At 67.5% G+C, this 13,461-nt stretch carries 12 protein-coding genes and 1 pseudogene; 3 read left to right on the top strand and 10 right to left on the bottom strand.

Annotation, left to right across the window (positions count from 1 at the left end; translation table 11 throughout):
- The 4 genes from VTU_RS27055 to ahpC all read right to left on the bottom strand — a co-directional run.
- Positions 1–927 (bottom strand): hemin-degrading factor (locus VTU_RS27055; protein WP_010104558.1); only part of this gene is annotated, 927 nt, incomplete at its 3' end.
- A gap of 44 nt (positions 928–971) precedes the next feature.
- Entirely contained in the window at positions 972–3,179 is a 2,208-nt protein-coding gene (locus tag VTU_RS0112210; RefSeq protein WP_010104557.1) for a TonB-dependent hemoglobin/transferrin/lactoferrin family receptor, read from the bottom strand.
- A 175-nt stretch (positions 3,180–3,354) separates the two neighbouring features.
- Positions 3,355–4,956, bottom strand: coding sequence for an alkyl hydroperoxide reductase subunit F (gene ahpF, locus VTU_RS0112205; RefSeq protein ID WP_010104556.1), 1,602 nt, complete (start codon positions 4,954–4,956; stop codon positions 3,355–3,357).
- A 162-nt stretch (positions 4,957–5,118) separates the two neighbouring features.
- A complete protein-coding gene (gene ahpC, locus VTU_RS0112200) occupies positions 5,119–5,694 on the bottom strand; it encodes an alkyl hydroperoxide reductase subunit C (protein ID WP_010104555.1) in 576 nt (191 codons plus the stop codon).
- Positions 5,695–6,006: 312 nt separating this feature from the next.
- On the opposite strand from ahpC, the gene bfr reads away from it, so the two are divergent.
- Positions 6,007–6,483, top strand: a complete 477-nt coding sequence (gene bfr / locus VTU_RS0112195; RefSeq protein WP_010104554.1) for a bacterioferritin — start codon at positions 6,007–6,009, stop codon at positions 6,481–6,483.
- A 145-nt stretch (positions 6,484–6,628) separates the two neighbouring features.
- Here the strand turns inward: bfr and VTU_RS0112190 are convergent, their stop codons facing one another.
- From VTU_RS0112190 to pyrG, 5 genes and pseudogenes are all read right to left on the bottom strand, one after another.
- Entirely contained in the window at positions 6,629–6,907 is a 279-nt protein-coding gene (locus tag VTU_RS0112190) for a septum formation initiator family protein (protein ID WP_010104553.1), read from the bottom strand.
- A gap of 84 nt (positions 6,908–6,991) precedes the next feature.
- The gene (gene eno / locus VTU_RS0112185) at positions 6,992–8,278 is read right to left on the bottom strand and encodes a phosphopyruvate hydratase (RefSeq protein WP_010104552.1); all 1,287 of its coding nucleotides are present in this window, start codon (positions 8,276–8,278) and stop codon (positions 6,992–6,994) included.
- A gap of 48 nt (positions 8,279–8,326) precedes the next feature.
- Positions 8,327–8,617, bottom strand: a complete 291-nt coding sequence (locus tag VTU_RS0112180) for a DUF1330 domain-containing protein (protein WP_029554345.1) — start codon at positions 8,615–8,617, stop codon at positions 8,327–8,329.
- 4 nt (positions 8,618–8,621) lie between these two features.
- Positions 8,622–9,478: pseudogene (gene kdsA / locus VTU_RS27050) on the bottom strand (3-deoxy-8-phosphooctulonate synthase).
- Complete coding sequence (gene pyrG, locus VTU_RS0112170; protein WP_010104551.1) at positions 9,475–11,151, bottom strand: CTP synthase; 1,677 nt, start codon at positions 11,149–11,151, stop codon at positions 9,475–9,477. The pseudogene kdsA and the gene pyrG overlap by 4 nt, the downstream one beginning before the upstream one ends.
- Before the next feature lie 85 nt (positions 11,152–11,236).
- Here pyrG and coaBC point away from each other — a divergent pair, with 85 nt between their 5' ends.
- Entirely contained in the window at positions 11,237–12,460 is a 1,224-nt protein-coding gene (gene coaBC, locus VTU_RS0112165; protein ID WP_029554344.1) for a bifunctional phosphopantothenoylcysteine decarboxylase/phosphopantothenate--cysteine ligase CoaBC, read from the top strand.
- A 26-nt stretch (positions 12,461–12,486) separates the two neighbouring features.
- The gene (gene dut / locus VTU_RS0112160) at positions 12,487–12,933 is read left to right on the top strand and encodes a dUTP diphosphatase (RefSeq protein ID WP_010104549.1); all 447 of its coding nucleotides are present in this window, start codon (positions 12,487–12,489) and stop codon (positions 12,931–12,933) included.
- A 42-nt stretch (positions 12,934–12,975) separates the two neighbouring features.
- Here the strand turns inward: dut and VTU_RS0112155 are convergent.
- The coding region (locus VTU_RS0112155; protein WP_236610727.1) for an FKBP-type peptidyl-prolyl cis-trans isomerase at positions 12,976–13,461 on the bottom strand (486 nt) is incomplete at its 5' end.

Here is a 13,461-nt window from a genome sequence, read left to right as displayed (position 1 = left end):
CATGTCGCTGCGCAGATGCAGGTTGAAGCCGGCGTCGAGCACGTTGATCCAGCGCGCGCCCGGCGTGTCCAGCGGCTGGACGTTGCGCACCGCACCGGTGTGGATCTGAATGCAGCCGCCGCTGCCCACGAAAACCATGATCGGCAAGGCGTCCATGGCGGCCTCATCGAGCAGGCGCGCAACCGCCTGCGGCGTGGTGCGCCAGGAGAACCGGCCTTCCACCAGGCGCAAGCCCTGCTGGCGCTCCACACCGAACTTGCGGATGAGTCCGAAGAATTCATGCGTGTCGCGCATCGCCGCCCAGGCCGCGCGCAGGCCGACGGCGTCGATCTCTGCGTCTGGCCGGGGGACCTCAGGCCCGGGCGCAGCGGCAAATGCATGGACCGCACCCGGCTGCGCAAAACGCCGCACGACGGCGTCGAACGCGGCCAGGTCGGTGGCCTCGCGCGTGCACACCTTGTGCACGGCGCAGCCATGGGCGTCGAAGAATTGCAGGCTGCGCGCGGGCGGCTGGGCCGGGTCTGCGCGCAACTCGGTGACGGCAAAGCCGGCATGCCAGCGGGAGAGGAACAGCCGCAGGTCGATGTCCCCGCCGAGTACCAGCCCCACAGGGCCTGCGGCCGACACCTGGGTGTAGACGCCGGTTTTCTCATGCACCGCCCCGGCGTTGCGCGTGAGCGCCATCAGGGGGCCGCAGTCCTGGAGCGACTGCAGCAGTTCCAGCCACGATCCCTGCAACGCAAGGGCCTGGAGCGGGTGTTCATGTTTGCCGGCGTGCGCGGCGACCGCGGCGCCCTCCGACAGACCCAGGCTCTCGGCAGCATCCTTGGCACGCTTGCCGCTGGCGCGCGCGGCAGCGAACTGCGCGCGGACGGCGGGCGCGGCGTATCTGCCGCCGGAATCGGGCGTTTCGGGAACAGGGCGCATGGTGCATCTCCTGGAAAAGGGGTTCATTTTGCCGGGACAGCGCGCTAAAAGTCCGCCACCAGCGAGATCCGCAGGGACCGGCCGGGCTGGCTGTAGGCGTCGATGAAGGCGGCGTTCGCGGCCAGGCCGCGCACGTCGGCCCAGCGCCAATACTTCTGGTTGGTGAGATTGTGGATTGCGGCGTTCAGGCGCAGGTCCCTGCGGATGCGCCACTGGCCCGACAGGTCGAGCACCGTGCAGGAGGGCGTGAGGTACTGCGCGCCGCCGGCGGCCCCGCTCACGTCGCGGACCTTCTTCGCAGCGCCGTGGGTCGCGTCCAGGCGCAGCATCCAGGCGCTGTGGTCGTAGCGCAGACCGGCCGTCAGGCGCGCGGGGTCCACGGTGTTCACGGGGCGGCCCGTGGCCATGTCGCGCCCGCGCGTGCGGCCGTAGGCAAATGGCGTGCTCAGCGCCCCGCCGGCCCACGTGCCCCAGCGCATGGCGCCGCCGACCTCGAAGCCATCGAGCTTCACCCGGTCGATGTTGACCGACTGGAACACCAGCGGGTTGCCCGGCGTGCCCGCGCCGCTGACGCGGCGCAGGTCTTCGATGAAGTCCTTGTAGCGCCCGGTGAAGGCTGTGGCCCGGAGCGCCAGGGAGTCCATGCGCGCGCGCACGCCCAGCTCGAAGTTGCGGCTCTTTTCCGGGCGCAGTTCCCCATTCGGCACGGTCTTGTAATTGCCCACCGGGTTTTCAAAGAAGGCGTTCACCTGCCCCGCGTTGGGCGCGCGGAAACCGGCAGCCAGGTTGCCGAACACAGTCCAGACGGGGCTTGCCCGGTACGACACGCCGACCTTGGGCGAGGCCGCGCTGCCCGACAGCGAAACCGCCTGCGCCCCGAAGCCGCTCTGCTTGGCCCGGATGCGGAAAGCGTCCAGGCGCACGCCGGGCGTGATGCTCCAGGCGCCGCGCACGAATTCGTCCTGCGCGTAGAACGCCGCGCTGGTCTCGGTGGTGTCCGGAAAACGCTTCAGCGGGAAGGTTTCGCCCGCGGGCGGCGTCACGCCGGTCTGCAGATTGCGCACCTTGGCGACCGCATAGTCCAGGCCGTAGGTGATTTTCTGGGCCCAGTCCGGCCCCATGCGCAGCGCCTTGCTGCCTTGCAGGTTGGCCTGCCAGCTGCGCTCGTCGTAAGTCACGTCGCGCACCCGGTCGGCCGCGGTGTTGCGGTCTTCGGCGATGTACTCGCGCGCGTGCGCGTCCTGGTAGCCCAGGGCGGCCTGGATACCGTCGGCCCAGGCCGTATCCAGGCGCCAAGACCCTTCCCAGGTGGCACGGCTGCGGCGCATCACGGTCCATGCGTTCGACGACAGCGTGGACGTGGCCGCCAGCGGCGGCTTGGCGCGCGCGCTGAGCAATTCGTGGTCGGAGCGCTTGTCCACCTGTTCGAGCATGAACACATGGCGCTGGCCGCCACCCGGCGTGAGCACGACCTTGCCCAGCAGCGCCCCGCTGTGGTCCTTTTGCGGATTGGGACGTGTGCGGTCGGCGTTCGCCGCATGGTTCTCTCCCCTGTTCTCGAGCGCGCGGGCCCGGGTCAGGTTGCCGCCCAGCAGCCATTGCAGCGAATCCCCCGCGCGCCCGGCCACGGTGGCGCCCAGGCGCTTGCCGTGGTCGTCGCCGTCGTACGCGGCATTCACCCGCCCGCCCAGGCGCTTGCCGGCTTCCAGAAACGCGGACGGGTCTGCCGTGATGAAGTGCACCAGCCCCGCCATGCCGTCCGAGCCGTACAGCGCCGAGCTGGCGCCGCGCAGCACCTCGATGCGTTGCAGCAGGCCGATGTCGAGATAGTCGCGCCCGAAGGCGTTGGCCCCGAACGCATAGCTGCGCGGCAGGCGCATGCCGTCCACCAGCATCAGCACGCGGTTGCCATCGAGCCCGCGGATGTTGAAGCCCGCGTTCTGCTCGCGCCCCGTGGATCCGCCGGTCAGCGAGAAACGCGCGGGCGACCGCGTGACCGACACGTTCGGCAGCCCGCGCGCCGCGTCCCGGATGTCCCGCACCTGGCCCTCTTCGAGCGCCCGGGCGTTGATGACATCGATGCTCATGGGCAGTTCGTCGGGGTCCTGCGCGCTGCGCGAACCGCTGACGACCACCTCGCCGAGAACCGGCTCCGCAGCCTTCGGCTGCGCCTGCGCGCCGCCCATGGCAGCGCAGGCGCACGCCGCCAGCCATGCCTGCGGCCAAGCGTGTATGGGAAATGTCGGGTCCATGGATGGAGGTCCTTCTCTGAAACGACAAGGAATACAGAGCTGGCTCCAGAAACGCGGCCTGCATGGTGCGAGCGCTGACGGGTCGCACCAGGGCCTGGGGTGGCTGGCTGTCGGGGGGTGGGATTATATGCGAATGATTCTCAATAAAAATCCGCCTCGCCGCACAGCCCGCGTCTCAAGCCGCCACGGCCTCGCGCGCCGCCGGGGCGGGCGCTACCGGCGGGGTGCGGATGAGGTGCTCAAACGCACTCAGCGCCGCCTTGGCCCCGTCGCCCGCGGCGATGACGATCTGCTTGTACGGCACCGTGGTGCAATCGCCCGCAGCAAACACGCCGGGCAGGTTGGTCTGGCCCTTGGCGTCGACCACGATTTCGCCAAACCGGCTGAGCTCCACCGTGCCCTTGAGCCATTCGGTGTTGGGCACCAGGCCGATCTGCACGAACACGCCCTCGAGTGGCAGCAGATGCTCGGCGCCCGTGGCGCGGTCCTTGTACCGGAGGCCGTTCACCTTGCCGTCGGCGCCCGTGATCTCGGTGGTCTGCGCATTCGTGTGGATACTTACGTTGGGCAGGCTCTGGAGCTTGCGCACCAGCACGGCGTCGGCCTTGAGCTGCTCGGCAAACTCGACGAGCGTGACATGGGCCACGATTCCCGCGAGGTCGATGGCGGCCTCGACGCCGGAATTGCCGCCGCCGATCACCGCCGTGCGCCGGCCCTTGAACAGCGGGCCGTCGCAGTGCGGGCAATAGGCCACGCCCTTGTTCCGATACTCGGCCTCGCCGGGAACGTTCACGTTGCGCCAGCGCGCGCCGGTGGACAGGATCAGCGTCCTGGCCTGGAGCCTGCCGCCATGGGCCAATTGCAGTTCGATCAGGCCGCCGGGCTGCGCGGCCGGGATCAGCCGGTCAGCGCGTTGCAGGTCCATGATGTCCACGCCATAGGCGCGGGTGTGGGTTTGCAGCGCGGCAGCAAACCGGGGGCCGTCGGTGGCAGGCACCGAGATGTAGTTCTCGATCGCCAGCGTGTCATTCACCTGGCCGCCAAAGCGTTCGGCGGCGATGCCGGTGCGTATGCCCTTGCGCGCGGCATACACGGCGGCGGCAGCGCCCGCGGGACCACCGCCCACGATGAGCACGTCATACGGCGCCTTGGCCGACAGCCTGGCCGCATCGCGCGCCGCCGCCCCGGTGTCGAGCTTGGCAAGAATCTCCTCCAGCGCCATGCGGCCCGAGGCGAACGGCTGGCCATTGAGGAACACCGTGGGAACGGCCATGACCTCGCGCTCGGCCACTTCCTGCTGGAAGGCGCCGCCTTCGATGACGGTGGTCCTGATCCCGGGGTTGAGCACGGCCATCAGCGCCAGGGCCTGCACCACGTCCGGGCAGTTGTGGCAGCTCAGTCCCATATAGACCTCGAAGTGGCGGTCCCCGTCCAGGGACTGGATCTGCTCGATCACGTCCTGCCCGACCTTGGGCGGGTGGCCGCCGGTCCACAGCAGGGCCAGTACCAGGGAGCTGAACTCATGGCCCAGCGGCAGGCCGGCAAAGCGCAAACGGGGCGCGCTGCCCGTGCGTTGCAGGCCAAACGAAGGCTTGCGGGTGTCGTCGCCGTCGGTCCGCAGGCGGATCTTGTCGCTCCGCAGCGACGCGATGGTTTGCAGCAGTTCCTGCATGTCGCGGGACGCTGCGCCGTCGTCCAGCGAGGCCACCAGCTCGAACGGCTGCGTCACGCGCTCCAGATGGGTGGAAAGCTGGGTCCTGAGTTGTTCGTCGAGCATGGTGAGGTCCTTTGAATTCCGGTTTCTTTGTCGAGGGCATGGCGCGGCGCCTGGGGATCAGCCGGCCCCGTCGGGGCGAAAAAAAGCCGGACGGCATGGCGCACGCGCCATGACGCTGTCCGGCTCATGCGAGCGCCCGCGCGCCCTGCCAAGAGGCGGTTTTTAAATCTTGCCCACCAGGTCCAGCGAAGGGGCCAGGGTCTTGGCGCCTTCGTTCCACTTCGCGGGGCAGACTTGGCCGGGGTTCGCGGCGGTGTACTGCGCGGCTTTGAGCTTGCGCACGGTCTCCCTCACGTCCCGCGCGATCTCGTTGGAGTGGACTTCGGCGGTCTTGATCAGGCCATCGGGATTGATGACGAAGGTGCCGCGCAGCGCCAGACCCTCTTCGGGGATGTGCACGCCAAAGGCATGCGTCAGTTGGTGCGTGGGGTCGCCCACCAGCGGGAAGCGGGCCTTGCCGACGGCGGGAGAGGTCTCGTGCCACACCTTGTGCGAGAAATGCGTGTCGGTGGTGACGATGTATACCTCGGCACCGGCCTTCTGGAACTCCGCGTAGTGCTCGGCCGCGTCTTCGACTTCGGTGGGACAGTTGAAGGTAAAGGCTGCGGGCATGAAGATCAGCACGGACCACTTGCCCTTGAGGCTGGCTTCGGTCACGTCGATGAATTCGCCCTTGCTGCCGCGGTTCACGAAAGCGGTGGCCTTGAAGGGTTGAACGGAGGTGTTGATCAGGGACATTGCGGTTTCCTTGCTGCTTGGGTTGATGAAACAGGGCTGAAGTCTAGGCCCTCGAATGCCATCAATCAAATTGATTGATTCAATTTTGTGGATCGCTTATGGCTATGCACCGCAGAGGCAGCGCCGCATGAACCGCCTGCGGCTGGTGCTCCGGCGGCAACGTGCGAGTCGGGTGTGTCCGGGCAGCGGGCGTGAATGCGAACGCAACTGAACCTCACACGCAGCCAATGCGCGTGCGCAGGGGATTGCCTTGCGCCGGTCGGTTTCGGTCACGACAATGCATGCCGCATCAACACAACAAGGAGTCCCACCATGAAAGCAGACCCGCAAGTTATTGGTCATTTGCAGGCCCAACTCAGAAACGAACTCACCGCGATCAATCAGTACTTCCTGCACTACCGCATGCTCGAGCACTGGGGCTTCGACAAGCTGGCCAAGAAGGAGAAATCCGAGTCGATCGGCGAGATGAAACATGCTGACAGCCTGATGGACCGCATTCTCGTGCTCGACGGCCTGCCCAACCTGCAGGACCTCGCCAAGATTCAGGTCGGCGAAAACGTGCCGGAGATCCTGGCCTGCGATTTGCGCGCCGAGCAAGGCGCGCAGGCCACCATCAAGGAAGGCATGGCCCATTGCGAAACCGTGCGCGACTACGTTTCGCGCGACCTGCTGCAAGAGATTCTGAACGACACGGAAGAGCACATCGACTTCCTCGAAACCCAGATCGATCTGATCGCCAAGGTCGGTCTGCAAAACTACCTGCAATCGCAGATGGGCGACGGAGAGTAAACCTCCCATCGCCATCCGTTTTCCACGGCGCATGGACCGCGGACGCGGCGCGCAAGCCGGCGACACCATGGAGCCGGCCTTGCCGGGCCCCTGGTGTCGCCTCCCTGAGAGGACGCAGCGAAGGCGCCCCAGGGTGTTTCAATAGTTATTGCGCAGTGAACTGCACGTAGACCTCGTTGGGCTTGACCATGCCCAATTCGCTGCGCGCCTTTTCTTCCACCATGTCCAGCCCCTCCTTGAGGTCTTCGACCTCGGAGGCTTGGCGCGCGTTGACTTGCCGCGCCTGCTCGTTGGCCGCGTTCTGCAAGACGATCTGCCGCCGCATCTCGTTGACGCTCGGTACGCTGCCGCGCCCCAGCCAGAGCTGGGCGTGCAGGCCCACCAGCAGCGCCAGCAGGATGACGGGGACGATGCGCGGGCTCATGGGGTGCGTTCAGGCCAGCGATTCCTTCTCCCCTGCACCGCAGGAGCGCAACGGCAGGCAGCGGCCGGGCGTGGGGCGGACATGTCAGCGCAAGTTGCGGAACGCGGCGCGACCGGGGTAGTGAGCGACTTCGCCCAGGTCTTCTTCGATGCGCAGCAGCTGGTTGTACTTGGCGGTGCGGTCGGAGCGGCTCAGCGAGCCGGTCTTGATCTGGCCGGCGTTGGTTCCCACGGCGATGTCGGCGATGGTGCTGTCCTCGGTCTCGCCCGAACGGTGCGAGATCACGGCGGTATAGCCCGCGCGCTTGGCCATTTCGATGGCGGCAAAGGTTTCGCTCAGCGTGCCGATCTGGTTGATCTTGATGAGGATGGCGTTGGCCACGCGCTTGTCTATGCCTTCCTTGAGGATTTTGGTGTTGGTCACGAACAGGTCGTCGCCCACCAGCTGCACCCTGTCGCCCAGGCGTTCGGTCAAATGCTTCCAGCCGTCCCAGTCGCTCTCGTGCATGCCGTCTTCAATGCTGATGATCGGGTATTTGTCGACCCAGGACGCGAGCATGTCGGTCCACTGCACGGCGCTGAGCGTCAGGCCGCCCTCGCCCTCGAGCACGTACATGCCGTCCTTGTAGAACTCGCTCGCGGCGCAGTCCAGGCCCAGGGCAATCTGCTCGCCGGCGCTGTAGCCGGCGGCGGCTATGGCCTGCAGGATCAGGCGGATCGCCGCTTCGTGGTTCTCGACGTTGGGGGCAAAGCCGCCTTCGTCGCCGACGGAGGTGCTCATCCCCTGGTCGTGGATGATCTTCTTGAGCGCGTGGAACACCTCGGCGCCCCAGCGCAGGGCTTCGCGCAGGCTCGGGGCGCCCACGGGGATGATCATGAACTCCTGCAAGTCCAGGTTGTTGTTCGCGTGCGCGCCGCCGTTGATCACGTTCATCATGGGCACCGGCAACTGCACGCTGCCCATGCCGCCCAGGTAGCGGTACAAGGGCAGGCCGGATTCCTCCGCGGCCGCGCGGGCCACGGCCATCGACACGGCGAGCAGCGCGTTCGCGCCCAGGCGGCCCTTGTTCTCGGTGCCGTCCAGGTCGATCAGGGTCCGGTCCAGGAAGGCCTGCTCCGAGGCGTCGAGGCCCAGAACGGCTTCGGAGATTTCGGTGTTGATGTGCTCCACGGCCCGGAGCACGCCCCGGCCCAGGTAGCGGCTCGGGTCGCCGTCGCGCAGCTCGATGGCTTCCCGGCTGCCGGTGGACGCACCCGATGGCACGGCGGCGCGGCCCATCACGCCCGATTCGAGCAGTACGTCGCATTCGACGGTGGGGTTGCCGCGGCTGTCGAGCACTTCGCGGCCTACGATGTCAACGATGGCACTCATGGTCTTCTCTCAGGTGGTTTGAAACTCTCATGCTGGCGGGCGCTCGGCTTACAAGCCCTCCACGCACACCATGCGCATCACGGCTGCGCCTGCGCGCGCGGCCCTGGCCTTGCGGTATTCGGGGCTGTCGTAGAACGCGCGCGCGGCCTCGACACTCGGGAACTTGAGGACCACGGTGCGGCCGGGGTCCCAGTCGCCTTCGAGCACCTGCACCTTGCCGCCGCGCACGCACACTTCGGCGCCATGGGCCTGCATGGCCAGGCTGCTCCACTTGCGGTATTCCTCGTACTGCGCGGGGTCGGTCACGGTGACGGACGCGATGATGTAGCCACTGCTCATGTTTTCATGCCTCAAAGTCGTTTTCCAGGAAGCCGTTCTTCTTGGTGACGCCGTCGAGCGCCACCAAGGTCTCCAGCAAGGCCCGCATGTGCTTGAGCGGAACGGCGTTGGGGCCGTCCGACAAGGCCTTGTCCGGGTCGGGGTGCGTTTCCATGAACAGGCCGGCAACGCCCGCGGCGACGGCGGCGCGGGCCAGCACCGGGACCATTGCGCGCTCGCCGCCGCTGCTGCTTCCCTGGGCGCCGGGCAGTTGCACCGAATGCGTGGCGTCGAACACCACGGGGGGCCGCTGGCGCGCATGACGGCCAGGCTGCGCATGTCGCTCACCAGGTTGTTGTAGCCAAAGCTCGCGCCGCGCTCGCAGGCCAGGAAGCGGTCCTCGGACAGGCCCGCGTCCCGGGCAGCAGCGCGGGCCTTGGCGATGACGTTGCGCATGTCGTGCGGCGCGAGGAACTGGCCCTTTTTGATGTTCACCGGCCTGCCGGAGCGCGCCGCAGCGTGGATGAAGTCGGTCTGGCGGCACAGGAAGGCGGGCGTTTGCAGCACGTCCACCACCTGGGCGGCTGCGCTGATGTCGTCTTCGGTGTGCACGTCGGTGAGCACGGGAACGCCGAGCTCGCGCCGGACCTTGGCCAGAATCTCCAGGCCCTTTTCCCGGCCCAGGCCGCGAAAGCTGGTGCCGCTGGAGCGGTTCGCCTTGTCGAAGCTGCTCTTGAAGATGAACGGGACGCCCAGGCTGGCCGTGATTTCCTTGAGCCGGCCCGCGACGTCCATTTGCAGTTGCCCGGATTCGATCACGCAGGGGCCGGCAATCAGAAGGAAGCGGTGTTCGAGGCCGACGTCATAGCCGCAGAGTTTCATTGCGCATCCTTCTCGCGCAAGCCGGCCTGGCTGCGCTGGTGCGCTAGCGCGGCCTCGATGAAGGCATTGAACAGCGGATGGCCATTCCAGGGGGTTGACTTGAATTCGGGGTGGAACTGCACGCCGACGAACCAGGGATGCATGCTCTGCGGAAGTTCCACGATTTCGGTGAGCTGCTCGCGCTGCGTGAGCGCCGAAATCACCAGGCCCGCCTTGCGCAGCGGCTCCAGGTAGTTCACGTTGGCTTCGTAGCGGTGGCGGTGGCGCTCGGTCACCACGTCACCGTAGATGCGGTGCGCCAGCGTGTTCGCGGATACGTCGGAGCTCTGCGCGCCCAGGCGCATGGTGCCGCCCAGGTCCGAGTCTGCGTCGCGCTTCTTGACGCTGCCGTCGGCGTCCTGCCACTCGGTGATCAGGGCGATCACGGGGTGCGGCGTGGCGGGGTCGAACTCCGTGCTGTTCGCGTCGGCCAGGCCGGCCACATGGCGGGCGTATTCGATGGTGGCCACCTGCATTCCCAGGCAGATGCCCAGGTAGGGCCGCCTGTGTTCGCGCGCAAAGCGCGCGGTGGCGATCTTGCCTTCCACGCCGCGCGGACCGAAGCCGCCCGGCACCAGGATGGCGTCGTACGGCGCGAGCTTTGCTGCCGCGTCGGCGCCGTCGATGGTTTCGGAATCGACGTGCACGATCCGCACGCGCACGTGGTTGCGCATTCCGGCGTGGCGCAGCGCCTCGTTCAGCGACTTGTAGCTGTCCGACAGGTCCACGTATTTGCCGACCATGGCGACGCTGACCTCGCCCTGCGGGTGCTCGGTTTCGTGCACCAGATCGTCCCAGCGCCGCAGGCTGGTGGGCGGAGTGTTCAGGCGCAGCTTGTCGCAGATCAGGCCGTCGAGCCCCTGCTCGTGCAGCATGCGGGGCACCTTGTAGACGGTGTCCACGTCCCACACGCTGATCACGCCCCACGCGGGGACGTTCGTGAACAGCGAGATCTTGGCGCGTTCTTCCTCGGGAATGCGGCGGTCGGCGCGGCACAGCAGCGCGTCGGCCTGGATGCCGATTTCGCGCAGCTTTTGCACCGTGTGCTGCGTGGGCTTGGTCTTGAGCTCGCCTGCCGCGGCGAGCCAGGGCAGGTAGGTCAGGTGCACGAAGGCGGTGTTGTTCGGGCCCATGCGCAGGCTCATCTGGCGCACGGCCTCCAAAAAGGGCAGCGACTCGATGTCGCCCACCGTTCCGCCGATCTCGACGATGGCCACGGCCGCCGCGTCCGGCGTGCCGATGCCGGCGCCGCGCTCGATGAATTCCTGGATTTCGTTGGTCACATGGGGGATGACCTGCACGGTCTGGCCCAGGTAGTCGCCGCGGCGCTCCTTCTCCAGCACCGACTGATAGATCTTGCCGGTGGTGAAGTTGTTCGTCTTTCTCATGCGCGTTTCGATGAAACGCTCGTAATGGCCCAGGTCCAGATCGGTTTCCGCACCATCGTCGGTCACGAAAACCTCGCCATGCTGGAATGGCGACATGGTTCCCGGATCGACGTTGATGTAGGGATCGAGCTTGATGAGGGTGACTTTGAGGCCCCGCGATTCGAGGATCGCGGCAAGGGATGCGGAGGCGATCCCCTTGCCCAGGGAAGACACCACACCGCCGGTGACGAAGACAAATTTGGCCATGTCTTTTTGGTGGTGGGAAATTGGAATTATAGGGGGCGACCCGCGGGCGGCCGGCGCGCGTGCCCGTCTGTTAAATTCCCCGCCCATGCATGAGCTTGCCGGAAAACACATGGTTCTGGGCCTGAGCGCGGGCGTCGCCTGCTACAAGGCGGCAGAGCTGTGCCGCCGGCTCGTCGAGGAGGGGGCCACCGTCCAGGTGGTGATGACCGAGGCGGCGCAGCAGTTCATCACCCCGCTCACCATGCAGACCCTGTCGGGGCGGCCGGTCTGCGGCTCGCAGTGGGACGCACGCGAGTCGAATGGCATGCCGCATATCAACCTGAGCCGCGGGGCCGACGCGATCCTGATCGCGCCGTGCAGCGCGGACTTCGTGGCGCGCCTGGCGCAAGGCCGGGCGAACGACCTGCTCAGCCTGCTGTGCCTGGCACGCCCCGTGCAGCGCGTGCCGCTGCTGCTGGCGCCGGCGATGAACCGCGAGATGTGGGCCCACCCGGCCACCCGGCGCAATCTGGCGCAGGCGGAGCAGGACGGCGCGCGCGTGCTGGGAGTCGGCAACGGCGAGCAGGCCTGCGGCGAAACCGGCGAAGGGCGCATGCTGGAGCCGGCGCAACTGCTCGAGGAACTGCTCGCCTTCTTCGCCCCCAAGCCGCTGGCCGGGCGCAAGGTGCTGGTGACGGCCGGGCCGACCTACGAAGCGATCGATCCGGTGCGCGGCATCACCAACCTGTCGAGCGGCAAGATGGGCTTTGCCATCGCGCGCGCGGCCCGTGAAGCGGGGGCCGACGCCACGCTGGTCGCAGGGCCCGTGCATCTGCCCACCCCGCGCGGCGTGCACCGTGTGAACGTGCAATCGGCCCGGGACATGCTGGCCGCGGTGGAGCAGCATGTCCAGGATGCTGCGGTTTTCATCGCCACGGCGGCCGTGGCGGACTGGCGGCCCGCTGCGCCGGCCGCGCACAAGATCAAGAAGGACGGCTCGGGGCAGCCGCGCACGCTGGACTGCGTCGAGAACCCCGACATTCTGGCCGCGGTGGCCCAGTCGCCGCGCGCCCTCGGGGGCGATCTGTTCTGCGTGGGCTTTGCTGCCGAAAGCCACGACCTGCTGGCCCAGGCCACGGCCAAGCGCGCGCGCAAGCAGGTTGCGCTGCTAGTGGGCAATATCGGCCCGGCCACCTTCGGGCAGGACGACAATGCCTTGCTGCTGGTCGATTCCCGGGGGCACCGCGAGCTGCCGCGCGCATCCAAGCGCGTGCTGGCCCGGCAACTCATGGCAGAGATCGCAACGCGCTTGCCGGCGCTGCGTTCCTGACGCGGCAGCGCAGAAGAGGAGCAAGCGTGCAGATTGACGTCAAGATTCTCGACCCGCGCATGGCCGATCGGCTGCCCGCCTACGCCACCCCCGGTAGCGCGGGACTGGACCTGCGCGCTTGCCTGGACGCGCCCCTGACCCTGCCGCCCAATGCATGGCAGCTGGTGCCCACCGGGATTGCCCTATTCATCGGAGACCCGGGATACGCCGCGCTGATCCTTCCGCGCTCGGGCCTGGGGCACAAGCACGGCATCGTTCTCGGCAACCTGGTGGGCCTGATCGACAGCGACTACCAGGGGCAGCTCATGGTGAGCGCCTGGAACCGCAGCCATGCGGCCTTCACCCTGGAGCCGATGGAGCGCCTGGCGCAACTGGTCATCGTTCCCGTCGTTCAGGCGCGCTTCAACGTGGTCGCCGAATTCGCCGCAACCGCGCGGGGCGAGGGAGGGTACGGGTCTACCGGCAAGGCGTGAGGCACAGCCCGCGCAGCGCCTTGCACTTGGGCCTGGCCGGGTTCAGTGCCGCAGAGAGCCGCCGGGCTGCACGCGGAAGAAGCCCGTCCCGGCGCTGCCACAGCCAATTTCTTGCGCGCTCGCCGCGCGCACCGCCTGCACGGTCAATTGCAGGCGCAGCCCCATGCCGGCCAGTGGATGGTTGCCGTCGAGCAGCACGTGCTCCGGGTAGACCCCGGCCACGGTGTATACGGCGTGGCGTGGTGCGTCCGGGCTACAGGCCTCGGGCAGGGCCATGCCATCCAGGGCCATGCCCTCCTCGATGTCGGCGGGCAGGAGCGCGCGCGGCGCAAGAAACAGCAATTGCTCGTCGAAGTCGCCAAAGGCATCCTCGGGTTCGAGCTGCAACGCCAGGGTCGCGCCAGCACCGCGACCCTGCAGGGCCTCTTCGATGCGGGGCAGAAGATCGTCGCCACCGACCAGGAATTCCACCGGCTCCTCAAGCAGGTCGAGCGCTTCTCCGAGCGAGTCCTTGAGCGTCCAGGTCAG

This window comes from Verminephrobacter aporrectodeae subsp. tuberculatae At4, from assembly GCF_000193225.1.
GTDB classification, from domain to species: Bacteria; Pseudomonadota; Gammaproteobacteria; order Burkholderiales; family Burkholderiaceae_C; genus Acidovorax; species Acidovorax aporrectodeae.
The sequence above is the reverse complement of the archived record's forward strand: the minus strand, read 5'-3'. Positions and strand labels throughout refer to the sequence as shown.

What these genes read in the sequence shown, in the direction of transcription:
- coaBC (WP_029554344.1), top strand. Translation starts at nt 11,237, where the DNA reads ATGCATGAGCTTGCCGGAAAACACATGGTTCTGGGCCTGAGCGCGGGC.
- VTU_RS0112210 (WP_010104557.1), bottom strand. Translation starts at nt 3,179, where the DNA reads ATGGACCCGACATTTCCCATACACGCTTGGCCGCAGGCATGGCTGGCG.
- bfr (WP_010104554.1), top strand. Translation starts at nt 6,007, where the DNA reads ATGAAAGCAGACCCGCAAGTTATTGGTCATTTGCAGGCCCAACTCAGA.
- eno (WP_010104552.1), bottom strand. Translation starts at nt 8,278, where the DNA reads ATGAGTGCCATCGTTGACATCGTAGGCCGCGAAGTGCTCGACAGCCGC.
- ahpF (WP_010104556.1), bottom strand. Translation starts at nt 4,956, where the DNA reads ATGCTCGACGAACAACTCAGGACCCAGCTTTCCACCCATCTGGAGCGC.
- pyrG (WP_010104551.1), bottom strand. Translation starts at nt 11,151, where the DNA reads ATGGCCAAATTTGTCTTCGTCACCGGCGGTGTGGTGTCTTCCCTGGGC.
- VTU_RS0112180 (WP_029554345.1), bottom strand. Translation starts at nt 8,617, where the DNA reads ATGAGCAGTGGCTACATCATCGCGTCCGTCACCGTGACCGACCCCGCG.
- ahpC (WP_010104555.1), bottom strand. Translation starts at nt 5,694, where the DNA reads ATGTCCCTGATCAACACCTCCGTTCAACCCTTCAAGGCCACCGCTTTC.
- VTU_RS0112190 (WP_010104553.1), bottom strand. Translation starts at nt 6,907, where the DNA reads ATGAGCCCGCGCATCGTCCCCGTCATCCTGCTGGCGCTGCTGGTGGGC.